Origin of the sequence: Bradyrhizobium sp. 2TAF36 (assembly GCF_052114925.1) — a bacterium.
GTDB lineage: Bacteria > Pseudomonadota > Alphaproteobacteria > Rhizobiales > Xanthobacteraceae > Bradyrhizobium > Bradyrhizobium barranii.
The window spans coordinates 25,653-47,881 of sequence record NZ_JBFRFR010000041.1; the positions used below are offsets into that span (position 1 = coordinate 25,653).

At 64.5% G+C, this 22,229-nt stretch carries 20 protein-coding genes and 1 pseudogene; 13 read left to right on the top strand and 8 right to left on the bottom strand.

Going from position 1 to position 22,229, the window contains the following annotated elements:
• The first annotated feature begins 159 nt into the window (after positions 1–159).
• A complete protein-coding gene (locus tag AB4Z51_RS23475; RefSeq protein WP_441498082.1) occupies positions 160–2,064 on the top strand; it encodes a diguanylate cyclase in 1,905 nt (634 codons plus the stop codon).
• 10 nt (positions 2,065–2,074) lie between these two features.
• On the opposite strand, the gene AB4Z51_RS23480 is transcribed toward AB4Z51_RS23475, so the two are convergent.
• Together AB4Z51_RS23480 and trhO are read right to left on the bottom strand one after the other, a co-directional pair.
• Positions 2,075–2,293, bottom strand: coding sequence for a SlyX family protein (locus AB4Z51_RS23480; RefSeq protein ID WP_063985210.1), 219 nt, complete (start codon positions 2,291–2,293; stop codon positions 2,075–2,077).
• Positions 2,283–3,050, bottom strand: coding sequence for an oxygen-dependent tRNA uridine(34) hydroxylase TrhO (gene trhO, locus AB4Z51_RS23485; RefSeq protein WP_085399115.1), 768 nt, complete (start codon positions 3,048–3,050; stop codon positions 2,283–2,285). Before trhO ends, AB4Z51_RS23480 begins: the two co-directional genes overlap by 11 nt.
• A gap of 222 nt (positions 3,051–3,272) precedes the next feature.
• Here trhO and ggt point away from each other — a divergent pair, with 222 nt between their 5' ends.
• Positions 3,273–4,859 (top strand): gamma-glutamyltransferase, encoded by a 1,587-nt coding sequence (gene ggt / locus AB4Z51_RS23490; protein WP_085399114.1) that lies wholly within the window; start codon positions 3,273–3,275, stop codon positions 4,857–4,859.
• A gap of 33 nt (positions 4,860–4,892) precedes the next feature.
• Here ggt and AB4Z51_RS23495 read toward each other — a convergent pair whose 3' ends face one another.
• Positions 4,893–5,045 (bottom strand): hypothetical protein, encoded by a 153-nt coding sequence (locus tag AB4Z51_RS23495; RefSeq protein WP_245343969.1) that lies wholly within the window; start codon positions 5,043–5,045, stop codon positions 4,893–4,895.
• Between AB4Z51_RS23495 and AB4Z51_RS23500 the strand changes: the two genes are divergently transcribed.
• Positions 4,993–5,391 (top strand): FKBP-type peptidyl-prolyl cis-trans isomerase, encoded by a 399-nt coding sequence (locus AB4Z51_RS23500; RefSeq protein WP_354113368.1) that lies wholly within the window; start codon positions 4,993–4,995, stop codon positions 5,389–5,391. The genes AB4Z51_RS23495 and AB4Z51_RS23500 overlap by 53 nt on opposite strands.
• 164 nt (positions 5,392–5,555) lie before the next feature.
• Here the strand turns inward: AB4Z51_RS23500 and AB4Z51_RS23505 are convergent, their stop codons facing one another.
• Complete coding sequence (locus AB4Z51_RS23505; RefSeq protein ID WP_028148583.1) at positions 5,556–5,774, bottom strand: CsbD family protein; 219 nt, start codon at positions 5,772–5,774, stop codon at positions 5,556–5,558.
• 128 nt (positions 5,775–5,902) lie between these two features.
• On the opposite strand from AB4Z51_RS23505, the gene AB4Z51_RS23510 reads away from it, so the two are divergent.
• The 3 genes from AB4Z51_RS23510 to AB4Z51_RS23520 all read left to right on the top strand — a co-directional run bounded on the left by AB4Z51_RS23510 (position 5,903) and on the right by AB4Z51_RS23520 (position 7,506).
• A complete protein-coding gene (locus AB4Z51_RS23510) occupies positions 5,903–6,415 on the top strand; it encodes a cupin domain-containing protein (protein ID WP_028148584.1) in 513 nt (170 codons plus the stop codon).
• A gap of 130 nt (positions 6,416–6,545) precedes the next feature.
• Entirely contained in the window at positions 6,546–6,974 is a 429-nt protein-coding gene (locus tag AB4Z51_RS23515) for a VOC family protein (protein ID WP_085399112.1), read from the top strand.
• Positions 6,975–7,017: 43 nt separating this feature from the next.
• Positions 7,018–7,506, top strand: a complete 489-nt coding sequence (locus tag AB4Z51_RS23520) for a VOC family protein (protein ID WP_071916231.1) — start codon at positions 7,018–7,020, stop codon at positions 7,504–7,506.
• Positions 7,507–7,630: 124 nt separating this feature from the next.
• On the opposite strand, the gene AB4Z51_RS23525 is transcribed toward AB4Z51_RS23520, so the two are convergent.
• Positions 7,631–8,794, bottom strand: coding sequence for a hypothetical protein (locus AB4Z51_RS23525; protein ID WP_354113359.1), 1,164 nt, complete (start codon positions 8,792–8,794; stop codon positions 7,631–7,633).
• 2 nt (positions 8,795–8,796) lie between these two features.
• The gene (locus AB4Z51_RS23530) at positions 8,797–9,498 is read right to left on the bottom strand and encodes a FecR family protein (protein WP_085399111.1); all 702 of its coding nucleotides are present in this window, start codon (positions 9,496–9,498) and stop codon (positions 8,797–8,799) included.
• Between the two features lie 51 nt (positions 9,499–9,549).
• Here AB4Z51_RS23530 and AB4Z51_RS23535 point away from each other — a divergent pair, with 51 nt between their 5' ends.
• Positions 9,550–10,980, top strand: coding sequence for a phospholipid carrier-dependent glycosyltransferase (locus tag AB4Z51_RS23535; RefSeq protein ID WP_094183871.1), 1,431 nt, complete (start codon positions 9,550–9,552; stop codon positions 10,978–10,980).
• Between the two features lie 73 nt (positions 10,981–11,053).
• On the opposite strand, the gene AB4Z51_RS23540 is transcribed toward AB4Z51_RS23535, so the two are convergent.
• Complete coding sequence (locus tag AB4Z51_RS23540) at positions 11,054–11,695, bottom strand: OmpA family protein (protein ID WP_354078963.1); 642 nt, start codon at positions 11,693–11,695, stop codon at positions 11,054–11,056.
• Between the two features lie 454 nt (positions 11,696–12,149).
• On the opposite strand from AB4Z51_RS23540, the gene AB4Z51_RS23545 reads away from it, so the two are divergent.
• The 3 genes from AB4Z51_RS23545 (at position 12,150) to AB4Z51_RS23555 (ending at position 15,449) form a co-directional block, all read left to right on the top strand.
• A complete protein-coding gene (locus AB4Z51_RS23545; RefSeq protein ID WP_085399127.1) occupies positions 12,150–13,562 on the top strand; it encodes a caspase family protein in 1,413 nt (470 codons plus the stop codon).
• Between the two features lie 251 nt (positions 13,563–13,813).
• On the top strand, positions 13,814–14,059 hold the full coding sequence (locus tag AB4Z51_RS23550; protein WP_085399108.1) for a hypothetical protein: 246 nt from the start codon (positions 13,814–13,816) through the stop codon (positions 14,057–14,059).
• A gap of 226 nt (positions 14,060–14,285) precedes the next feature.
• Positions 14,286–15,449: a winged helix-turn-helix domain-containing protein gene (locus AB4Z51_RS23555; protein WP_441498083.1), complete on the top strand. Its 1,164-nt coding sequence runs from the start codon at positions 14,286–14,288 to the stop codon at positions 15,447–15,449.
• A gap of 124 nt (positions 15,450–15,573) precedes the next feature.
• On the opposite strand, the gene AB4Z51_RS23560 is transcribed toward AB4Z51_RS23555, so the two are convergent.
• On the bottom strand, positions 15,574–16,002 hold the full coding sequence (locus AB4Z51_RS23560) for a ribosomal maturation YjgA family protein (protein ID WP_085399106.1): 429 nt from the start codon (positions 16,000–16,002) through the stop codon (positions 15,574–15,576).
• Between the two features lie 80 nt (positions 16,003–16,082).
• Here AB4Z51_RS23560 and AB4Z51_RS23565 point away from each other — a divergent pair.
• From AB4Z51_RS23565 to AB4Z51_RS23575, 3 genes and pseudogenes are all read left to right on the top strand, one after another.
• Positions 16,083–17,433 (top strand): annotated as a pseudogene (locus AB4Z51_RS23565) (MFS transporter).
• 342 nt (positions 17,434–17,775) lie between these two features.
• The gene (locus AB4Z51_RS23570) at positions 17,776–18,882 is read left to right on the top strand and encodes an efflux RND transporter periplasmic adaptor subunit (protein WP_028148596.1); all 1,107 of its coding nucleotides are present in this window, start codon (positions 17,776–17,778) and stop codon (positions 18,880–18,882) included.
• Positions 18,883–19,058: 176 nt separating this feature from the next.
• Entirely contained in the window at positions 19,059–22,196 is a 3,138-nt protein-coding gene (locus tag AB4Z51_RS23575; RefSeq protein ID WP_085399104.1) for an efflux RND transporter permease subunit, read from the top strand.
• The last annotated feature ends 33 nt before the right edge of the window (positions 22,197–22,229 follow it).

The window sequence follows — 22,229 nt, forward strand, 5'->3', positions numbered from 1 at the left end:
CGGTTTCCGATAGGGTCGCTAACGCATTGTTAGCGATCCAGCGACGCTCCAGTCCGTAGGAGTACGGGAAAACCCGCATAACGCTGCGAATGTCCTCAAGCGTTTCAGGGTTCAATAACAGAAGCGGTGGAAGTTCCGGCGATCGGAGATTTCTGCCGCATGACCGTCGCCTCACAAAGAGCCGGATGGAGCCGCCTGCCGTTGCGCGCGGCGGCGTTCGTCGTGCTCACTTGTGCGACCATCCTCGGCGTCAGCGGCTGGCGTGAATGGGCCGCGCGCGATGCCGTGCTCAAGGGCGCCGAGACCGAGATGGCGAATGTTGCGCGCTCGCTGACGCAGCATGCGGAGGACAGCCTCGACCTGCTGGATTCCGGCGTCGTCGGCGTCGTCAGCCGGCTGGAGATGGACGGCGCCGAACCCGCCACGATCGCCAAGCTCAGGAACCTCTTGGAGGCGCGCAAGAAGGCGATCGCGCGCATTCACAGCCTCGCCATTATCGACGACCAGGGCAACTGGCTGACCTCGCCGGGCACGATCGGCTCGACGCTCAGCGACGACGCTTTCTTCCGTCATCACCAGCTGTCCTCGAAACGGGAGCCTCATGTCGGCCATCCGGTGCGGAGCCAGCTCGATGGCGAATGGGTCGTCACCCTGTCGCGCCGCTTCAACAAGCAGGACGGCAGCTTCGGCGGCGTCGTGCTTGCGACCATCAGCGCGAACTATCTCGCGCATTTCTACGAGCAGTTCGAGCTCGGCCGCAACAGCTCCGTGGCGCTCGTGCATGGCGACGGCATGATCATCGCGCGCAATCCAAGCAACGACAGGTTCGTCGGCCGCAGCGTCGCCGACACCCCGCTATTCCGCGACGCGAGCCTGCAGCAGCCGGGCGGCGCATACCATTTCAGGTCGCCGCTGGACGGCGCCGAGCGCGTCAGCTTCTTCAAGCGCTCTGGCCGTTATCCGCTCGTCCTGCTTGCCATGGTCGACAAGGCCGAGCTGCTGGCGCCCTGGCGAGCCGCGGCGATCTCTCGCATGCTCTACGTGCTCGCGCTGGTCGTGCTGATCGCGGTCATCGGCGCGGTGCTGGTGCGGCAGTTGCAGCGGGGCCAGCGCATGGCCGCGGCCCTGGTCGAGAAAGAGGCGCATTTCCGCCTGCTCGCGGAAGGCTCCAGCGACATGGTGACCCGCATCGGGCTCGACGAGCGGCTGCGCTATGTCTCGCCCTCGTCGGTTCGCGTCGTCGGCTGGCGGCCCAATCAGCTGATCGGAACGCCGGCGCTCGCCGGCATCCATGCGGATGATCGGCCGCAGGTCCAGGCGCTCGTCGATGCCATGAAGCGTGGCGAAAAGGACGAGGCGCGCGTCACCTATCGCAACGCGCACCGGCAAAACTCGGAAGTCTGGCTCGAATCGACCATGCGGGTGACGCGCAAGGAAAACGGCAGCGTCGACGGGGTGGTCGCGATCTCGCGCGACATCACCGAGCAGAAGAAGCTGGAGACCAGGCTCGAGACGCTCGCGATCGAGGACAGCCTCACCGGGCTCGCCAACCGCCGCCGCGTCGACGAACGGTTGAAGGAGGAATGGGCGCGCGCCTATCGCGACCGCTCCAGCCTCGCTTTGCTGATGATCGACGTCGATCACTTCAAGGCCTACAACGACGAATACGGCCACCCCGCAGGCGATGCCTGTCTGCGCGTGGTGGCGAAGGTCATCGCGGCCGAGATGCAGCGCGCCGGAGATCTGGCTGCGCGCTACGGCGGTGAGGAATTCGCCATGCTGCTGCCGAACACCGATGCCGCCGGCTGCGCGCGGATCGGCGAGCGGATCCGCCGGGCGATCCGCGAGGCGGGCCTCGTCCACAGCACCAATCACGCGTCGGGCTGCGTCACCGCTTCGCTCGGCGGCGCGGCCTGCCGGCCCGCGCTGGAACGCACCGCCGGCGTGGGCTCGCTCGTCGAGGCAGCCGATCAGGCGCTCTATGCGGCGAAGCAGGGTGGGCGCGACCGCCTGATGATGTCGGTCGAGGTGGCGAGCCTGCTGCCGAAAGCGTCAGGGCTGTAGCTCATCATCCTCAATAATGYGGCGGGGGCTCGTTGGCGGGGCCCGGCGCATTCGTCTCGGCTTCCTGAAGTCGCTCGCCGAGCTCTGCGATCTTCCGCGTCAGCGCGTCGATCTGCTTCCACTGCGCGGTGATCGTCTGGTTGAGTGTCTCGATCGTATCGTCCTGATAGGCGATGCGCGTCTCCAGCGTGTCGATGCGTTCGCCCAGCGTCTTGATGTCACTCGTCACGGTCGTGCCCCAATTCCTGTTCGCGTAGGCCCCGTTCGCGCAAGCCATGACCGAGTGCGACGCGCTCGTCGAATACAAAACATTCGCCGCGCCAGCGGCTCTGCGCCTCCGGCACCTCTTCGAGATATTTGAGGATACCGCCCTTGAGGTGATAGACCTCGGCAAAGCCGCGCGCGAGCAGATGCGCGCTCGCCTTCTCGCAGCGGATGCCGCCGGTGCAGAACATCGCGATCCTGCGGTGCTTTGCCGGATCGAGCTGCTCGGCGGCAAAATCCTTGAACTGGCCAAAGCTCTTGATCTCGGGATCGACCGCACCCTCGAACGTGCCCATCGCCACCTCGAAGGCATTGCGGGTGTCGAGCACCAGCGTGTCGGGTGCTGCGATCAGCGCGTTCCATTCGGCGGCCTCGACGTACGTGCCGACCTGGCGCGTTGGATCGGCGGCCTCGTCGCCGAGCGTGACGATCTCCTTCTTCAGCCGCACCTTGAGCCGGCCGAACGGCATCGCCTCGGCGGTCGAGAATTTCAGCTCGAGATTGTTCAGCCGGCCGCCGAACAGGGCGCCGTGCGCGAGCTCGTGGACGAAGGCGTCGATCGCCTCGGGCGCACCCGCAATCGTGCCGTTGATACCTTCCTGGGCGAGCAGCACGCTGCCCTTGAGCGCGAGGCCCGCGCAGAACGCGCGCAACGGCTCGCGTAGCTCGCGGTAATCGGGCAGGGCGGCGAATTGGTAAAAGGCGGCGACCTTGTGGATCATGGCGGCTCGTTTAGCAGGCGGCCGCCGCCCAGAAAACCCGCATGGCCCCGGACGGCAAAAGGTCTATACGCCCAGCGGATGGCAGCTATTTCGCTGGTATGCCAGCATTGCCCCGGCGGGCTGGAATGTGTCATGTAGGCCCGGTTTTTCCGAGACGGCGCGCCCTCCGCGTCGACCGCCCAAGAGAGCCCCCCAAGAGAGCCCTGAGAGAGCAAAACTTCGATGAGAAACTTCCATTTCCCCGGCAGGTCCACGGTCCACGCCACCAACGCGATGGTCGCGACCTCGCATCCGCAGGCCTCCCTGGCCGCGATCGAGGTGCTGCGCGAGGGCGGTACGGCGGTGGACGCGGCGGTGGCGGGTTCGGCGCTGCTCGGCGTGATCGAGCCGCAATCGACCGGCATCGGCGGCGACTGCTTTGCGCTGATCCAGCCGCGCGGCGAGGGCAAGATCATCGCCTATAACGGCTCCGGCCGGGCCCCGAAGGCGGCGAACGCCGACTGGTATCTCGAGCGCAAGATCAATTCCGTGCCGCTGACCTCGGCGCATGCGGTCTCGATCCCCGGCGTGATCGACGCCTTCGCGACCGTGCTGCGCGATCACGGCAAGTTCGGCTTCGACCGCCTGCTCCAGCCCGCGATCAAGGCGGCGGAAGAGGGTTACGTCGTCGCCCCGCGCATCGCCTTCGACTGGAAGAACCAGTTCGAGAAGCTGAAGGGTGGCACCAACACGGTGCGTTACCTGTTGCCGGGTGGCAAGCCGCCGGTCGCCGGCGACATCATCCGCCAGGCCGAACTCGGCAAGACGCTGCGCGCGATCGCCAAGGACGGCCGCGACGCCTTCTACAAGGGCGCGATCGCGGAGGATATGGTCGAGACCCTGCGCGGGATCGGCGGCCTGCACACGCTCGACGATTTCGCCGCCCACACCACCGAGACGACGACGCCGATCGGCACCAACTACAAGGGTTACGACGTCTGGCAGTGCCCGCCGAACGGCCCGGGCGTCACCGCGCTCTTGATGCTCAACATCCTGTCGCGGTTCGACCTGACCAAGTACGCGCCGCTCAGCATCGAGCGCTTCCATCTCGAAGCCGAAGCCGCGCGCATCGCCTACATGAACCGCGAGATGCATGTCGCCGACCCTGAGCATATGAAGATCGACGTCGCCGAAATGCTCGCGAAGGGCTTTGCCGACGAGTACATCAGCAAGATCCGCATGGACGGCATGCTCGACCTGCCGAACGTCGCGCCGCCGATGAATCCCTCGACCATCTACATCACGGTCGTGGACAAGGACCGCAACGTCTGCTCGTTCATCAATTCGATCGCGCATTCCTTCGGCTCGGCGATCGTCTCGAACAAGACCGGCGTGCTGTTCCAGAACCGCGCCGGTGGGTTCCGCATCCAGCCCGGCCATCCCAATTGCATCGCCGGCGGCAAGCGTCCGCTTCACACGATCATGCCGAGCCTGCTCACCAAGGGCGGCCGCTCCGTGATGCCGTTCGCGGTGATGGGCGGACAATATCAGCCGGTCGGCCAGACTCACGTGGTGACCAACATCCTCGACTATGGCTGCGACGTGCAGGAGGCGATCGACATGCCGCGCGGTCTGCACTACGAGGGCCAGTACCAGCTGGAGGACAGCGTGCCTGCCGATATCGTCGAAGGCCTGAAGAAGCTCGGCCACAAGACCACCAGCGTGGTCGGCCCGCTCGGCGGCGCGCAGGCGATCTGGATCGACTGGGACAAGGGCACGCTCACCGGCGGTTCCGATCCGCGCAAGGACGGCTGCGCACTGGGCTATTAAGGGCCGAGGGCTGGAAACGATTGCTTCGTTGCGCTAGACACCTTCCGCCTCAAACGGAAGGTCTCTTATGCAGCGTTTCCAGCGCGCACTCTTCGCCATCATGTCGGCACTTGCGATCACCGTGATCGGCAGCGTGTCGACATTCGTTTCCACCACGGCCTCGGCCCAGACCGCAGGAAAACCCATGACCACAGCTTCAGGCTTGCAGACCATTGATAACGTTGTCGGCACCGGTGCCTCGCCGAAACCCGGCCAGATCTGCGTGATGCATTACACCGGCTGGCTCTACGAGAACGGCCAGAAGGGCAAGAAATTCGACTCGTCGGTCGACCGCAACGAGCCGTTCGAGTTTCCGATCGGCAAGGGCCGTGTCATCGCCGGCTGGGACGAGGGCGTTGCCACGATGAAGGTCGGCGGCAAGCGCACGCTGATCATCCCGCCGCAGCTCGGCTATGGCGCGCGCGGCGCCGGCGGCGTGATCCCGCCGAACGCGACTTTGATGTTCGACGTGGAATTGCTCGCGGTGAAGTGAACCTACGTCGTCATGCCCGGGCTTGTCCCGGGCATCCACGTTCTTTCCTTCGTGCAGCCAAGACGTGGATGGCCGGGACAAGCCCGGCCATGACGGATAGAGATCAGCGCAAAACAAAAAGACCGGCCTCGCGGCCGGTCTCTTCGCTTTCAGATTGACGCGCGTCACTCCGCCGCGCGCTTTGCCGCAGCCGCGGCGCGATCGATTGCTTCCTTCGCGGCGTCCTTGGCGTCGCCCATGGCCTGCTGGCCCTTGCCCTTCACTTCCTGGACCACGCCTTCGCCCTTCAGGCGATCGGAACCGGTGGCTTCACCGATGCCCTGCTTGGCCTTGCCGATGGCCTCGTTGGCGGTGCCCTTGATCTTGTCGCTCGTGCTACCCATGAAACTCTCCTTCCAGTTGGCTCGCGAAAACAACGCCTGCCGACTACGAGAGTTCCGATTTTGGGTATGGCTTGATAGGCCCGCTTTGGTTAGCTTGCCGCGCACGGAACCAACAGAAAGCAAGTCCCATGACCGGCCATGACCACACGCATTCCCACCATGACCACGATCATGACGATCGCTGGAAACATGACGGTGTGCGCGTCATTCCCGGCAATCAGCTCGATACCAATGTGCCGTCGACGGCCGGCATGGACCGCGCGGCCGCGATCAATTTCGCGCGCGTCGGCGCGCAGAAATTGTGGGCGGGCACGGTCAGCATCAAGCCGGACGCCAAGACCGGTGCGCATCACCACGGCCATCTCGAAAGCGTCATCTACGTGGTGAAGGGCAAGGCGCGGATGCGCTGGGGCGAGAGCCTGCAATTCACCGCGGAGGCCGGCCCCGGCGATTTCATTTTCGTCCCGCCTTACGTGCCGCATCAGGAGATCAACGCCAGCCGGGACGAGGTGCTGGAATGCGTGCTGGTGCGCAGCGACGGCGAGGCGGTCGCGATCAACCTCGACATCGAGCCGGTCGAGAAGCCCGAGACCGTGCTGTGGATCGACCCCGTGCACCGGGATCCCAACGAGAAGAAGTAAGGGCCTGAAAGCCTGCTGGTTCTGTGCGACAGAACCACGCAGGCACGGCCTTCAAAAAATATTCGGAAGCCGTGTCGGATGGCCGTCGGGCCATCCGTCCTTGGGCAGAACCCCGCCCAAGGAGCCTCCGATGCCCAAAATGATCTTCGTCAATCTGCCGGTGACCGACCTCAAGCGCGCGACGGCCTTTTACGAGGCGGTCGGTGCGGTCAGGAACCCGCAATTCAGCGACGAGACGGCGAGCTGCATGGTCTTCTCCGAGACCATCTTCGCCATGCTCCTGACCCACGACAAATTCCGCAAGTTCACGCCGAAGCCGATCGCGGATGCCAAGACCTCCAACCAGGTGCTGCTCTGCCTCTCGGCCGACAGCCGCGTCGAGGTCGATGACGTCGTCGGCAAGGCCGAGGCCGCGGGCGGTGTGGCCGATCCCAGCCCGAAGGACGAATACAGCTTCATGTACGGCCGCAGCTTCGAGGATCCGGATGGTCATATGTGGGGCGTGAACTGGATGGACATGGCGGCCTTCGCCGCGCAGTCCGACATGGCGAACGCCTGACCGAAGCCAACGAATATCGACCATCCCAAGAGGAGCATTCACGATGTCCAAGCTCGTGCCCTGCATGTGGTTCAACGGCGATGCCGAGGAAGCCGCGAAGTTCTACGTGTCGCTCGTTCCGAACTCGGAAATCACGCACGTCCAGCGCAACGTTTCGGACGGCCCGTCCGGCAAGACAGGCTCGGTGCTCGTCGTCGAGTTCACGGTGGCCGGGCAGCCCCTGGTCGCGCTCAACGGCGGCATGAAGGTGGAATATACCCACGCAATCTCGCTGATGATCCATTGCGACGATCAAGCTCAGGTCGACAGCGTCTGGAGCGCGTTCCTTGCTCATGGCGGCAAGGAGCAGCAGTGCGGCTGGATCAGCGATCGCTGGGGCGTATCCTGGCAGGTGGTGCCGAAGGTGATGTTCGAATTCCTGTCGAGCCCAGACAAGGCTGCGGCTGCGCGCGCGATGCAAGCCATGATGAAGATGGTCAAGCTCGATGTGGAAGTGCTGCGTCGCGCGTTCGAGGGCAAGTCGGCAGCGTGACGTCAACACAGGTGCTGTAGGGTGGGCAAAGGCGCAAAGCGCCGTGCCCACCATTCATCGACGATTGAGAGAGTTGGTGGGCACGCTCCGCTTTGCCCACCCTACGAAACCTTGCCTAGAGGCCTCAGTAATTAATCCGCAGCCCCACGCCGCCATGGATGGTGTTCCCCACCGGCTGCGGGCCCAGCGTGCCGTTGGCGAACAGGTCGACGATCCAGCCCTTCTGCACGCGGAAGCCGAGGCGGCCGCCATATTCGAACCAGCCCTGGTTGCCCATGGTCGGCACCACCAGGCCGTCGCCGGTCACGGTGGCGACGATGCCGCCATGGCTGGCGAAGGACTGCACCCAGCCGCCATTGATGTTGGTCTCGATGTTGCTGCCGAAGAGGTGCGTCCACTGGCCGCCGATCTTGACCAGGCTGGTGCGGTCGGTGCCGGTCGCAATGGAGGCGTCGAACGGATTGAACGCCACGGCGCTGTCCGAATAGCCGGAGACGCGCTGCCAGAGCTGCCAGACTTCGATCGAGGCCGCGAATTCGTCGCGCGGGGACACGCGGCTCATCCAGCCGGCACGGCCATAGACGGCGTAATTCGACGCGTTGGTCGAGCCCGTGACGCTCACCGGCCCGAGGCTGGTGTTGTAGTTGCGGGTGTAGCGCGCCTTCTCCCACGGCGTCAGGATGGTGCCGACGTCGAAGAACGGGCGCGACGAGCCCCAGTCGGTGAAGTCATAGCGCAGAGCGAACGCTCCGATCGGCGCGCTGGTGATATTGTAGCCGCCCTCGCTGTATTGCGTGTAGGCGATGCCGGCGAGCAGAGACAGGTTGTTGGTCAGCTCCTTGCGGCCGTGAATGCCGGCCGAGAACGAGCCGGCGGAGCCGAATGCGCTGATGCAGTCGCTGCAATTGACCTGCTCGTTGACGCCGAGCAGCACCGTGCCGAGCACCCGGTTGGTGATCATCTGGTTGAAGCGCTGGTTGGCGAGGCCGCCGATCGAATTGCCGCTGGAGTCCGCGCCGGTCGGGCCCGAAGGTGGAGGCGGTGGATACGGGCTCGGCGAGGACGACGGATAGGGGCTCGGCGAAGGCGAGGGGGTCGGTGTGGGTGTCGGCGACGGCGACGGCGACGGTGAATAGGTCGGTGACGGTGAGGGCGTCGGCCCACCGCATCCGGACTCGCAAGTCGCCTGCGCTGCCGCCGGTCGCGCATTGAACGCGAAGAACGCAAACGCAGCGGTTGCGGTCAGCGCGGCGGCGAGGACGAGGCGTCTGACGTCGAGTTTCGCCATCATCACCGCCCGCACAGCATGCCGTCGTCGTGGACGGCAGGCGTGATGGTCGGCGAGGCGTCCGCATACTGGTTGACCGAGCACAGCCCGGCGCTTGCGGCGCAATTGGCGGCAAAGGTCCAGGGCGGCGTGTTGGTCTTGGTGATGCTGACCTTGCCGCCGGCCGAGGTGATGATTGCAGTGTCGCCGGGCTGGGTGAGCTGCACGCACTGGGAGTTCGTCGTGCAGACGCTGGCGGCTCCGTCCTGGAGCACGACGACGGAGCGGCCGCGCTGGGAGAGGATGTCGAGCGTGGTGCCGCGCACGCCGATGGTCGCGAGCGGGGTGGTGATCTTGTAAGCGGTCTTCTCCGAATGGCCGGTGACGAAACGGAATGCGCCTGTGGTCATGCGGATCGCGACGTCGCGATAGCTGTGCTCGTCGTTGAAGACGGTGCGGTCGAGCTTCAGCGTGGCGCTCGGGCCAAGCGAGAGGTTGGTGCTGTCGGCCATGACGAAGCGCGCGGCGCTGTCGGCGCCGGTGCGCACGGTCTCGTCGCGCAGCATGCTGTCGCCGACACTGATCGGCGTCGTGGTCGTGGCCACGCGCACCACGTCGTTCTGGATCACGACGGCTTCGCCGACGCGCGTCTGCGCCTGCGCGCAGTGCGCCGCGCACAACGCGGCCGACAACAGAGTGGGGAAAAGCCAGAAACGCAAATTCATTTCGCAACCGATCGATATGTCCCTGATCGTACCGGATCGTGCGCGCTTCTGATGTGGCGAAATTATCACAAGCGGTGCTGGACGTGCGTTATGCTTAGTGACAGTTGCGGCAGAATGCGTTCAATGAAAAGTGCCGTCTTTGTTTTTCTCCGCGGTGAAGCAGATTTGCCACGCAAAATAGCCCCACAGCAGCCGTTCGAATTGCCCGCGGTTCCGAAGGTGTCGCAGAGCGCAGTGATCGCTGTCGCGATTTTCCTGGTCGCGCATCTCGCGCTGCTGATCGGCCTGACGGCGCCGGAGAAGTTCGTCTTCGACGAGGTGCATTACGTGCCGGCGGCACGGCAGATGCTGGCACCCACGATGTCGCAACCGATGCTCAATCCGATGCATCCGCCGCTGGCCAAGGAGCTGATCGCGGCATCGATCGCCGCCTTCGGCGACAATGCGCTGGGCTGGCGCTATCCGTCGACCTTGTTCGGCGCGCTGGCGATCGTCGCGATCTATCTGTGCGGGCTCGCGCTGTTCTCCGCGCAAGGGCCCGCGATCGCCGCCGCGGCGATCGCGGGCTTCAACCAGATGCTTTACGTGCAGGCGCGCATCGCCATGCTCGACATTTACGCGCTCGGGTTCGGCCTGCTCGCGATTGCCGCCTTCATGCACGGCTTTCGAAGAGAGCGCCCGCATGCGTTGTTCGCGCTCGCGGGCGCCTTGTTTGGCCTCGCGGCGGCTTGCAAATGGAGCGGCCTGTTTCCGCTCGGCATCTGCATCGTGATGGTTGCGGTGATCCGGCTGATGCAGGGCTGGCGCACGCTGTTCGCCGGCGCGACGCCGAGCGACTGGTATCGGCCCGATCTCTGGCCCGATCTTCGCGTGCAGCATGTCGCGCTCTGTTTTGCCGTGCTGCCGGCGCTGACATATCTTGCCGCTTTCGTGCCGCTCTACGGAGCGTCGTTGCCGGATCTGATCGAGGCGCAGCGCCGGATATTCGCCGACAACACTACGACCGCGATCGCCGGCCATACCTATATGAGCGCGTGGCCATCCTGGCCGCTGCTCGCGCGCCCGGTGTGGTTCCTGTTCGACAAGACCTCGGAGAACAATGTCTCCGCGATCGTCTTCCTCGGCAATCCGCTGGTCGCGTGGCCGGCGCTGCTCGCGCTCGCCGTCGTGCTGCGCGACTTTATCGTCGCGCGGCGCTGGGACGCGTTCCTGATCGCGGCGTTCTATTTCGGCTCGTGGCTCGCCTGGGCTTTGCTGCCGCGCACGCTCGGCTTCCTCTACTATTATCTGCCGGCCGCAACGGTGGCGTCGCTTGCGCTGGTCTATGTGCTGCGACGAGAGGGGCTGCCGCGCTGGCTGCTGTGGGCCTATGTCGGGGTCGCGGCGATCGGCTTTGCGGTGATGCTGCCGATCTCGGCGGCCTTCATCGGCACGTCCATGCAGACGTTCAACCGGTTGATGCTGTTCCAGAGCTGGATATGAAAGCGCCGCCTGTCACGATCGTGGCAGGCGGCGTGTTTCACGCGGCGATGACTTGAATTTCACTTGGACAATTTTACTTGGACGCCGTCGTCTTGGCTTCCATGTTCACGACCTGGACGCGGCGGTTGATCGGGTCGGCGCCGTTGGCGGTGTCCTTCAGCTTGGTCTTGCCATAGCCGACGGTGACGAGATCTGTGCCGTTGAGACCATAGTTCTGCACCAGGTACTTCTTGATGGTGTCGGCGCGCCGTTCGGAGAGCCCTTGATTGTACTCCTCGCCGCCGATCGCATCGGTGTGGCCGGCGACCACGAAGGTCGAGCCCTTCAGCGACGGATCGGACAGCGCCTTGCCGAGCGCCTGCACCGACGGCACCGACGTCTTGGCGATGTCGGCCGAGTTGTAGTCGAACTGGATCTCCAGATCGATCTTCGGCTTGGTCGCGGCGAGCTCGGCGATCTGCTCGCGCTCGCCCGTCGAGAGCGACCGGGTCGAGCGGTTGCGCACCGTGTTCAGGAACGTCGATTCCTTGGCCTGCACCGCCGGATCGGCCTGCGGACCGACGGACAGGCCGCGGGTCGCCGGCTTGGGCTTCAGCGCATCCAGAATCTGGTTGGCGGAGACGTTATCGCCGGCGAAAGCCAGGCCCGCCGTCATCGACAGCGCGGCCGTGAGGGTAATCGCCTTCAGTCCAAAAAACTTATCAAAACGGGTCATTGTCGAATCCTCGCTGTTACGCCTGATGGCGATTTGATGTTGCGAGCGTAGGGAAGGTTCAACAGCCTCGATGTGATGCGGGTCACATTCCAGACGACCGAAATGACCCGTGCATCCTCGCGCCGGCGCCGATCGGAATCCATGGCATGTCGGGCCAGCGGCGGTGCCCTGCCACCGGGAAGAAGCGCCGTCTCATTCGGCATCGACAGCTGAACCGGCTGGACTCGCAGCCCGCGCAGGTACAATCTTTTGGCCATTGTTCGTCACCAGCCGTATTGCCCGCTGCGTCAGCAGCCCAAAAAGCGACCGTCGCAGCGACTCTCAGCTCGGTTCGAGCAGCAGAAATCCCCGAGTGATCCAGATCACAGTGCGTCGTTGTGAATTGGATCAGATTGCTCTCATCGGAAGGTCGAACCGAGAGCAGCGAGGAAGTTTGGATCAGGGGAGAATGATCATGCGCTTCTTGATCGCAGCAATTTCAATCGCAGTATTTCTCGTCAGCGGCAACGCGGCCTTCGCGGACAAGCGCGTCGCCTTCGTGGTCGGCAACGCCGCCTACAAGAACGTCCCGCAGCTTCCCAACCCCGCGATCGACTCCAAGGCGATGGCCAGGGTGCTGCGCAATGTCGGCTTCGACGTCGTCGAGGGCGCCAACCTCACCCGCGATGCCATGACCGCGAAGCTGCTGGAGTTCGGCAAGAAGAGCGAAGGCGCCGACGTCGCGGTGTTCTTCTATGCCGGCCACGGGATTGCCGTGAACGGCGTCAACTACCTGTTGCCGGTCGACGCCGACCTGAAATCCGAGATGGACGTCAAGCTGGGCGCGGCGATCAATGTCGACCTCACGCTCGATCAGACCATGTCGGACGCGAAGGTGAAGCTCGTGTTCCTGGACGCCTGCCGCGACAATCCGTTCGCGGCAAAGATCCGCTCGGCCAAGGCCACCCGCTCCGTCAACGTCCAGACCGGTCTTGCCGAGATGAAGTCGGGCGAGGGCACGCTGATTGCCTTTGCCACCGGCCCCGGCCAGACCGCGCTCGACGGCGAGGCCGGCACCAACAGCCCGTTCACCCGCGCGCTCGTCGCCAACATTGCCCAGCCCGGGATCGAGATCCAGCAGGCGATGACCAAGGTCCGTGCCCAGGTCAGTGACGAGACCAGCAAGGGGCAATTGCCCTGGGGGCACACCAACCTCACGGGCAACGTCTATCTCAATCCGGTTGGTGTGCCGGCCGCGGCCACGACCGATCCGTCGAACGCACCGGTGTCGGCCGCGAGCAAGCAAGGCTCCGACGTCGAGCTCGAGTTCTGGCGCTCGATCAGGGACTCCAACAAGGTCGAGGAACTCAACGCCTATCTCACCAGCTATCCCAACGGCACGTTCAAATCGATCGCACTCGCCCGCATCGCGGCGTTGCAGGATGGTCCATCCATCACCACCCGCAATCTCTCGGCCGGGATCGATCCCGCGACCTTTACGGAAGAAGCCAACCAGGTGTCTGAAGACCAGATCGGTCTGGACAAGAACCAGCGCCGCGACGTGCAGCGCCGCCTCACCGGGCTCGGCTTCGACGTCAAGGCGACGGGCAAGTTCGACGATGAGACCCGTTCCGTGATGAGGCGGTGGCAGGCTGCCCGTGGCTATCCTGCGACTGGTTATCTCAACAAGCTCCAGCACAAGGCCCTGCTGTCGGAGATTGTCTCGACCCGCGCGGCCTCCTCCGAGCAGGCAGACGACGAGCCCGCGCGTCGCCGGTCCTCCGGCGGTGGCGGCCGGCGCCATTACGGCGGTGGCGGTGCCGGTCCGCCAGGCGGCCCCGGCGGTCTGTTCGGCGGTATGATGGGCGGGTTGTTCGGCCGCCGCTGAGCCGGCAGGCAAGCAACAGGCGGCCCGGTTCGGGCCGCCAATTTGTTCCGGAAACCCTTGCTCACCGATCGTCGCAAAGCCGTCGCGTGATGGCCCGCGTGCGAACAAGAATTCGGCCAGTTGGGCGCCTAGCAGGACTCCGCGTCCAACAACCGCCGAGGAAGGGAGCCGAGTTCAGTCCAGTGCCCAGGCCGAGTGATTACCAGTTCTATCGTGGCGGGCCGCAGGATCGGACAGTCTTTCTGAGCTCAATGCCCATCTATGTCGGTGCGGCGATGATCGCGGTGGCGATCCTGCTGTCCACGCTGATCACCGGGCTGAGCAGCCGTTATGTCGGCCTCGACGGTCCGAACGACGAGAACATGTGGCTGGTCGACCGCCTCACCGGCAGCGTCTATCGCTGCCAGGCGGAGGGGCGTGGCAAAGCGTCCTGCGAGCCCGATGTCGCCACAGGCAGCGTCGGTGACCGGCCCAAGGTGCAAAAGAACGGCAATTGAGGCCTTGCACCCTCGCAGCGCAGCCATGGCCAACACCGATATCAGCAACGGCAAGATGAAGAGCGCTTGCACGCATTACATGAAGGCGCAGAAGGCCATGTCGATGAAGTGAGGCGCGCACGGTTCGGCCGCGCTGTCAGCAGTTGGCAGCGCGGCTTTTTCTTGAGAAAGCTTCTTTGGCGTCTCTCTTTTTCCTGGCGCGAATCCGGCTACATTGCCTCCTGCAATGTCACGCGCGCCCAAACCCTTTCCGATCCCCACGACACAGGCCCGGCAGATCTGGCTGCATGCCCAGCGGCTGGACGAGCGCGCGCCGTTCGGGGAGGGGGCGCGCGCGGTGGCGGATGCGATCGACCATCTCGGTTATGTGCAGATCGACACCATCAACGTCATCGAGCGCAGCCACCACCACATCCTGTTCAGCCGCATTCCGTCCTACCGGCGTGCCGATCTGCGCCAGGCCCAGAGCGTCGACAGGAGCGTGTTCGAATACTGGACCCATGCGCTGTCCTACGTGCCAGCGAACGATTTTCGCTTCTTCCTGCCGGCGATGCGCGAGCACCGGCGCGAGGGGCACAAATGGTACGCCTCGGTCAAGCCGGCCGATACGCGCAAGGTGATGCGGCYCCTGCGCGCCGGTCCGCTGACGATCCGCGACATCGAGGACGACGTGCTCACCGAGAAGGAGCATCTCTGGCAGAGCCGAAAACCCTCGAAGCGGGCTTTGCAGCTCGCCTTCTACACCGGCGTCGCGACCGTCAGCGCGCGCCAGGGTATGCTCAAGACCTACGAGCTGATGACGCGGCACTTCGGCTGGGACAAGCTGCCGAGGCCGGCGTCAGCGAGAGACATCACGGCCTATCTGCTCGACCGCGCGCTGCGGTCGCAGGGCGTGGTCAGCCTGGATTCGATCTGCCACCTCGATGCGCCGAGCAAGAAGGCGATCGCTCAGCTGGTCGCCTCGCGCGTGCGCCGCGGCGAGCTCGTGCCCGTTGCGATCGAGGGCGCCGGCAAGCAGGAGCATTGGGCCGCGCCCGCGGCGCTGGAGCCGGGTGAGGGCGCCGCGCCCGATCTCGTTCACATCCTCTCGCCGTTCGATCCCCTGATCATCCAGCGCAAGCGCACCAATCTGTTCTTCGGCTACAACCATCTGTTCGAAGCCTATGTGCCGAAGGCCAAGCGCAAGCTTGGCTATTTCGCGTTGCCCGTGCTGGTGGGCGACGAGATCGTCGCGGCGCTTGACCTCAAGACCGATAGGCAGGTGAAGAAGCTGTTGATGCAGAAATGGACCTGGGTCGGGCAGGGGAAGAAGACGGCGGGGCGCAAGGAGCTGAAGCGCGTGATCGAGGAGGAGCTCGATCGCTTTGAGCGGTTTCAATTGGCGGAGTGAAGCGCGCTCGCCACGGCTTCGGTCTCGTAGGGTGGGCAAAGCGACTTGTCCGCCGTAGCTCGAAGAGCGAAGGCGGAAGCGTGCCCACCATCGTGGTCCGCGAAGGAGAATGGTGGGCACGGCGCTAACGCGCCTTTGCCCACCCTACAAGACCATCGACCCAAACGCCAAACGCAATCCCCACCCCATACGCCACCAGATTCCACAGCGAGAAGATCCGTCCTAACAGCAGCGCGCCCGCGGTGGTGAGCCGAAACGCATCGAGCCAGGGCGCATGCACCAGCCGGGAGAACTCGACGACGATCGCGATCGCCACGGCGATGGCTGCAAGTCGGCTCCGTGACATCCCCGGCAGCAACACCCCGACCAGCAGAAACACCATCGTCGCCCATAGCAGCGAGCCGCCATACTTCACCACGAAGGCGGGAAGCCCGAGCGGAAAGCCGTACCAACGCAACGACAGCCCGCAGGCGATGACCGCAAGAGCAAGGCCGGCGCGGATCAGTGATGTCTGTAGCGGCGCAACAGGTTTATCCGGTTGCGCCCCGTGCATTGCTCGCTCCATTGACTCTTTGCCCGCGATGCTCAAAACCGCAACCAGCCCATAAGAGCAACAACCCCGGGGGGAAAGCCATGAGCCAGACCACGACCTATGCCGGTTCCGCCGGCTCAGCCAAGTCGGAAATCGAGACCTCGACGATCCGCGCCATCTCCTGGCGCCTGATTCCGTTCCTGGTGCTGGCCTACTTCTTCTCCTATCTCGACCGCGTCAATCTCGGCTTCGCCGCGCTGACCATGAACGCGGAGCTGAAGTTCACGCCGCTGATCTTCTCCTGGGGCGCGGGCATCTTCTTCATCGGCTATTTCATTTTCGAGGTGCCGAGCAATCTGGCGCTGGAGAAGTTCGGCGCGAGCCGCTGGATCGCCCGCATCATGGTGACCTGGGGCATCATCTCGGCGCTGATGGCGCTGGTCAGCGGGGTGACGAGCTTCTACGTGCTGCGCTTCCTGCTCGGCGTCGCCGAGGCCGGCTTCTTCCCCGGCATCATCCTCTATCTCACCTATTGGTACCGGGCCGAGTATCGCGCCCGCTTCCTCGCGGCCTTCGCCATCGCTGTCCCGGTCTCCACCGTGATCGGTGCGCCGGTCTCGGGCCTGCTGCTCGGGCTCGACGGTGCGATGGGGTTGAAGGGCTGGCAGTGGTTGTTCATCATCGAAGGCATCCCCTCGGTGTTGCTGGGCATCGTCACCTGGTTCTATCTCACCGACAGGCCGGAGAAGGCGGACTGGCTCTCGGCCGATCAGAAGGCCTGGCTCAAGTCCAGGCTCGATTCGGAAATCGCGGCCAAGCAGACGGTGAAGCATCTGTCGCTCGGCGAGGCGCTGTCGTCGCCGAAGGTGATCATGCTGAGCCTCGTCTATTTCGGCTTCGTCGGCGCGCTCTATGGCATGCAGTTCTGGCTGCCGCAGATCGTCAAGGCGTTCGGCCTCACCAACGCCCAGACCGGCTTTGTCACCGCGATCCCGTATCTGTTCGGCACCATCGCCATGATCCTGTGGGCGCGGCATTATCCTGTGGGCGCGGCATTCCGATGCGACGCGCGAGCGCGTGATGCATGTCGGCGCGCCGCTGCTGCTCACCGCCGTCGCGCTTGCCGTCTCCTCCTATCTCACCGATCCCACCATGACGATGGTGGTGCTCACTGTGGCGGCGATCGGCGTGTTCTGCTGCTTCGGCGTGTTCTGGACCCTGCCGACCGCCTGGCTCTCCGGCACGGCGGCGGCCGGCGCCATCGCGCTGATCAACTCGATCGGCAATCTCGCCGGCTTCGGCGGGCCGTACCTGATCGGCTGGGTCAAGGAAGCCACCGGCCAGACCTCGACCGGCTTGCTGGTGCTGGCGGTCCTGCCCCTGATCGCCGGCATTTTGGTTTTTGTCGGTGGCCACGAGAGCAAGCACGAGTTCGCCGGGCAGGGGCGGTAGAGCAGCACTCACCGCTGCGTAGCCCGGATGGAGCGAAGCGAAATCCGGGGCGCTCCGAGCTACAGCCTGCAGGCCCCGGATTGCGCTCCGCTCCATCCGGGCTACGGGCTCTCGTAGGGTGGGCAAAGGCGCGATTCGCGCCGTGCCCACCATTTTCCTGATTCCGGCAGGCATCGTGGGCACGCTCCGCTTTGCCCACCCTACGATCGCACCCTCCCGGCAACCGCCATCCAAATCCTTACCACCCCTTAACGATCACGCTTTCCTGATGACTGACGATTATTGACTTTTATCAGTGATTAGTCGACATTCCTCTCATTGCAGTCGCGGGAGTGTCCTCCGATGTTCGTTCGGTCAGTTTTGTCCAGCTATTCCAAGCTCTTGGCGGGTGTGTCGCTGGCCCTCATGGCCGCTGCGCTGGCCGGGTGCAATGACACCGTCGCTGAAAAGGCCGAGCCGCCGCGGCCGGTTCTGGTGGCAACAGCTCATTATGATGCCGAAACGCCCGAGCGCAGCTTCGTCGGCACCGTCAGGCCCCGGATCGAGAGCGATCTCGGTTTCCGGGTTGCCGGCAAGGTTGCCAAGCGCTTGGTCGAGGTCGGCCAGACCGTCGAAATCGGCCAGCCGCTCGCGACCCTCGATGAGGTCGATCTGAAGCTCCAGGCCGAGCAGTCCGTCGCCGAGCAGACCGCCGCGACCGGCGTGCTGGCCCAGGCCGCCGCTGCCGAGCAGCGCGCCAAGGATCTGAAGGCCAAGGGTTGGACTACGGATGCGGCGATGGATTCGAGCCGCGCCGCCGCCGACGAGGCCCGCGCGCGTCTGGACCGGGCCGTGCGCTCAGTCGAGCTGACCAAGAATTCTCTTTCCTACGCGACGCTCAACGCCGACGCCCGTGGCGTCGTCACCGCAACGCTGATCGAGCCCGGCCAGGTGGTTGCCGCAGGCCAGACTTCGATCCGTGTCGCCCGCTTTGCCGAGAAGGAAGCGGTCGTCGCGATCCCTGAGACGCTGGTCGGACGTGCCAAGTCGGGCGCCGCCAGCGTCACTCTTTGGTCGGAGCCGGACAAGAAATATGCGGCCAAGCTGCGCGAGATCGCGCCGACGGCCGATCCGTCGACGCGCACCTATCTTGCAAAGTTCTCGCTGCCCGAGGCCGACGACAAGGTTTCGCTCGGCATGACCGCGACGCTGACGCTGTCGGATGCCGCGACCGAGCGCGTCGCGCGGCTGCCGCTGTCGGCGCTGTTCAACGAAGGCGGCAAGCCCTCCTTCTATGTCGTCGACGACAATGGCGCCGTCACGCTCAAGCCGGTCGTGGTGAAGTCCTACGAGAGCAACGACGTCATCATCACCAGCGGTGTCGAAGAGGGCGCCAAGATCGTGGCGCTCGGCGTGCAGAAGCTCGATCCGAGCCAGCGGGTGCGGATCGTCTCGTCGCTGTCTTTCTAGAGTTTACGAGTCACGTCGTGTGAGGTGAGTTTCGGCCCAAGCGCAAATGCCGGGGCTGAAGCGGCGAAGCGATCCAGAACCTGCCCAGCCCCCTGGATTGCTTCGCTGCCTCGCGACGACGGTTTGAACAGAGTGGCTGTGGTTTTTTTGCAATTGGACCATCTTTGGAGAGTGCGATGAAGCGCTTCAACCTTTCGGCCTGGGCCGTCAGCCATCCGACGCTGGTCCTGTTCCTGATGATCATACTCGGCGTCGCCGGCTTCTTCTCCTATCAGAAGCTCGGGCGAGCCGAGGATCCGTTCTTCACGGTGAAGGTGGTCAACGTCTCCGTGATCTGGCCGGGCGCGACCGCGCAGGAGATGCAGACGCAGGTCGCCGATCCCATCGAGAAGAAGATCCAGGAGCTGCCTTACTTCGAGAAGGTGCAGACCTATTCCAAGCCGGCCTTCACCGCGCTCCAGGTGACCTTCCGCGATTCCACGCCGCCGAAGGACGTGCCGTATCTGTTTTATCTGCTGCGCAAGAAGCTCGCCGACGTGCAGGGCCAGTTGCCGTCGGGCATTCTGGGACCCGTCGTCAACGACGAGTTCTCCGACGTCGATTCCATCCTCTACATGATGACCGGCGACGGCGCCGACTATGCCCAGCTCAAGAAGGTCTCGGAAGGCTTCCGCCAGCGCCTGTTGAAGGTGCCGGGTGTGACCAAGGTCGACGTCTACGGCAACCAGGACGAGCGCATCTTCGTCGAATTCTCGCACGCCAAGCTCGCCACTCTCGGCATCACGCCGCAGGCGCTGTTCGATTCGCTCGCCAAGCAGAACAACGTGACTCCGGCCGGCACGGTCGAGACCTCGTCGCAGCGCGTGCCGCTGCGCGTCACCGGCGCGCTCGATGGCGCCAAGGCCGTCGCCGAGACGCCGGTCGAGAGCAACGGCCGCGTGTTCCGTTTAGGCGATATCGCCACCGTCACCCACGGCTATGTCGACCCGCCGAGCTTCATCGTGCGCCAGGAAGGCAAGGCCGCGATCGGCATCGGTGTCGTCACCGCCAAGGGCGCCAACATCCTCGATCTCGGCAAGGAGGTCGAGAAGGCCACCGCCGAGTTCATGAAGGCGGTGCCGCAGGGCATCGACGTCAAGCTCATCGCCGACCAGCCCAAGGTGGTCGAGCACGCCGTCGGCGAGTTCGTGCACTCCTTCATGGAAGCCCTCGTCATCGTGCTGTTCGTCTCGTTCCTGGCACTCGGCTGGCGCACCGGCATCGTGGTCGCGCTGTCGGTGCCGCTGGTGCTCGGTATCGTCTTCGTCGTCATGAACATGATGTCGCTCGATCTGCACCGCATCACGCTCGGTGCGCTGATCATCGCGCTCGGCCTGCTGGTGGATGACGCCATCATCGCGGTCGAGATGATGGTGGTGAAGATGGAGCAGGGCTGGGACCGTTTTCGCGCGGCCTCCTTTGCCTGGGAATCCACTGCGTTTCCGATGCTCACGGGAACGCTGGTCACGGCCGCTGGCTTCCTCCCCATCGGCTTTGCCAATTCCGCGGTCGGCGAATATGCCGGCAGCATCTTCTGGATCGTGGCGATCGCGCTGGTCGCCTCCTGGTTCGTGGCGGTGATCTTCACGCCTTATATCGGCGTCATGCTGCTGCCCAACATCAAGGTGCACCACAATCACGATCCGCACGCGGTCTACGAGACCCGCATGTACCGCGGCCTGCGCGCCATCGTGCAATGGTGCGTCAACCACCGCATCACCGTGGTGGCCGCGACCGTCGGCGTCTTCATCGCCTCGATCGTCGGCTTCGGCCATGTCCAGCAGCAGTTCTTCCCGCTGTCGGAGCGGCCCGAGCTGTTCCTCCAGCTTCGCCTGCCCGAGGGCACCGCTTTCAACGTCACCGAGAAGGCGGTGAAGAAGGCCGAGACGCTGCTCAAGGACGACAAGGACATCGAGACCTATACGTCCTATGTCGGCCAGGGCTCGCCGCGCTTCTGGCTCGGCCTCAATCCGCAGCTTCCCAACGAGGCGTTTGCCGAGATCGTCATCGTCGCCAAGGGCGTCGAGGCGCGCGAGCGCATCAAGGCCAAGATCGAGAACGCGGCTGCGGAGGGCATGCTGACAGAGGCGCGCGTGCGCGTCGACCGCTTCAACTTCGGTCCGCCGGTCGGATTCCCCGTCCAGTTCCGCGTGATCGGCCCCGACGCCAACAAGGTGCGCGAGATCGCCTATCAGGTCCGCGACGTCATGCGGCAGAACAAGAGCGTCAAGGACGTCCAGCTCGACTGGAACGAGCAGTCGCCCTACCTCAAGCTCGTCGTCGACCAGGATCGTGCCCGCGCCATGGGCCTGACGCCGCAGGACGTCTCGCAGGCGCTGTCGATGCTGATCTCGGGTGCGCAGGTTACCACCATTCGCGACGGCATCGAGAAGGTGGCCGTGGTCGCTCGTGCGGTCCCGTCCGAACGACTCGATCTCGGCGGCGTCGGCGATCTGACCATCACCTCGAAGAACGGCGTCGCCGTGCCGCTCCAGCAGATCGCCAAGATCGAGTATGCCCATGAGGAGCCGATCATGTGGCGGCGTAACCGCGACATGGCGATCACCGTGCGCTCCGACGTCGTCGACGGCGTGCAGGCGCCCGACGTCACCAGCCAGATCACGCCGAAGCTGAAGGCGATCAAGGACAATCTCGAGCCGGCCTACCGTATCGAACCGGGTGGGGCGTTCGAGGAATCCGCCAAGGGCAACGCCTCGATCTTCATCCTCTTCCCGCTGATGGTCATGGTGATGCTGACGCTGCTGATGTTCCAGCTTCAGAGCTTCTCGCGCCTGATCCTGGTGTTCCTCACCGCGCCGCTCGGCATCGTCGGTGCCTCGTTCGGCCTCAACGTCGCCAATGCCCCGTTCGGCTTTGTGGCGCTGCTCGGCCTGATCGCACTCGCCGGCATGATCATGCGCAACACGGTCATCCTGGTCGACCAGATCGAGACCGACGTTTCCCACGGCCTGACCCGCCGCGAGGCGATCGTGGAGGCAACCGTCCGCCGCGCCCGGCCGGTGGTGCTGACGGCGCTCGCCGCGATCCTGGCCATGATCCCGCTGTCGCGCTCGGCCTTCTGGGGCCCGATGGCGATCACGATCATGGGAGGCCTGTTCGTCGCGACCTTCCTGACGCTGCTGTACCTGCCGGGCCTCTACGCCCTGTGGTTCAGGAAGAGCCTGGACGAGGCGGGCACCCCCGAGCAGCCTGCCGCGCCGCAGCATGGGAGCGATGACCAGCACGCAATTCCGCTTGCTGAAGCGGCTGAATAAATGAGAAGACTGCTGATGGACGAGTCCTGACAC

Excerpts from the sequence above, each read along its gene's own strand:
- AB4Z51_RS23475 (WP_441498082.1), top strand. The coding sequence starts at position 160 with ATGACCGTCGCCTCACAAAGAGCCGGATGGAGCCGCCTGCCGTTGCGC.
- trhO (WP_085399115.1), bottom strand. The coding sequence starts at position 3,050 with ATGATCCACAAGGTCGCCGCCTTTTACCAATTCGCCGCCCTGCCCGAT.
- ggt (WP_085399114.1), top strand. The coding sequence starts at position 3,273 with ATGAGAAACTTCCATTTCCCCGGCAGGTCCACGGTCCACGCCACCAAC.
- AB4Z51_RS23495 (WP_245343969.1), bottom strand. The coding sequence starts at position 5,045 with ATGGGTTTTCCTGCGGTCTGGGCCGAGGCCGTGGTGGAAACGAATGTC.
- AB4Z51_RS23505 (WP_028148583.1), bottom strand. The coding sequence starts at position 5,774 with ATGGGTAGCACGAGCGACAAGATCAAGGGCACCGCCAACGAGGCCATC.
- AB4Z51_RS23510 (WP_028148584.1), top strand. The coding sequence starts at position 5,903 with ATGACCGGCCATGACCACACGCATTCCCACCATGACCACGATCATGAC.
- AB4Z51_RS23515 (WP_085399112.1), top strand. The coding sequence starts at position 6,546 with ATGCCCAAAATGATCTTCGTCAATCTGCCGGTGACCGACCTCAAGCGC.
- AB4Z51_RS23520 (WP_071916231.1), top strand. The coding sequence starts at position 7,018 with ATGTCCAAGCTCGTGCCCTGCATGTGGTTCAACGGCGATGCCGAGGAA.
- AB4Z51_RS23525 (WP_354113359.1), bottom strand. The coding sequence starts at position 8,794 with ATGGCGAAACTCGACGTCAGACGCCTCGTCCTCGCCGCCGCGCTGACC.
- AB4Z51_RS23530 (WP_085399111.1), bottom strand. The coding sequence starts at position 9,498 with ATGAATTTGCGTTTCTGGCTTTTCCCCACTCTGTTGTCGGCCGCGTTG.
- AB4Z51_RS23535 (WP_094183871.1), top strand. The coding sequence starts at position 9,550 with ATGTGGCGAAATTATCACAAGCGGTGCTGGACGTGCGTTATGCTTAGT.
- AB4Z51_RS23540 (WP_354078963.1), bottom strand. The coding sequence starts at position 11,695 with ATGACCCGTTTTGATAAGTTTTTTGGACTGAAGGCGATTACCCTCACG.
- AB4Z51_RS23545 (WP_085399127.1), top strand. The coding sequence starts at position 12,150 with ATGCGCTTCTTGATCGCAGCAATTTCAATCGCAGTATTTCTCGTCAGC.
- AB4Z51_RS23550 (WP_085399108.1), top strand. The coding sequence starts at position 13,814 with ATGCCCATCTATGTCGGTGCGGCGATGATCGCGGTGGCGATCCTGCTG.
- AB4Z51_RS23560 (WP_085399106.1), bottom strand. The coding sequence starts at position 16,002 with ATGCACGGGGCGCAACCGGATAAACCTGTTGCGCCGCTACAGACATCA.
- AB4Z51_RS23570 (WP_028148596.1), top strand. The coding sequence starts at position 17,776 with ATGTTCGTTCGGTCAGTTTTGTCCAGCTATTCCAAGCTCTTGGCGGGT.
- AB4Z51_RS23575 (WP_085399104.1), top strand. The coding sequence starts at position 19,059 with ATGAAGCGCTTCAACCTTTCGGCCTGGGCCGTCAGCCATCCGACGCTG.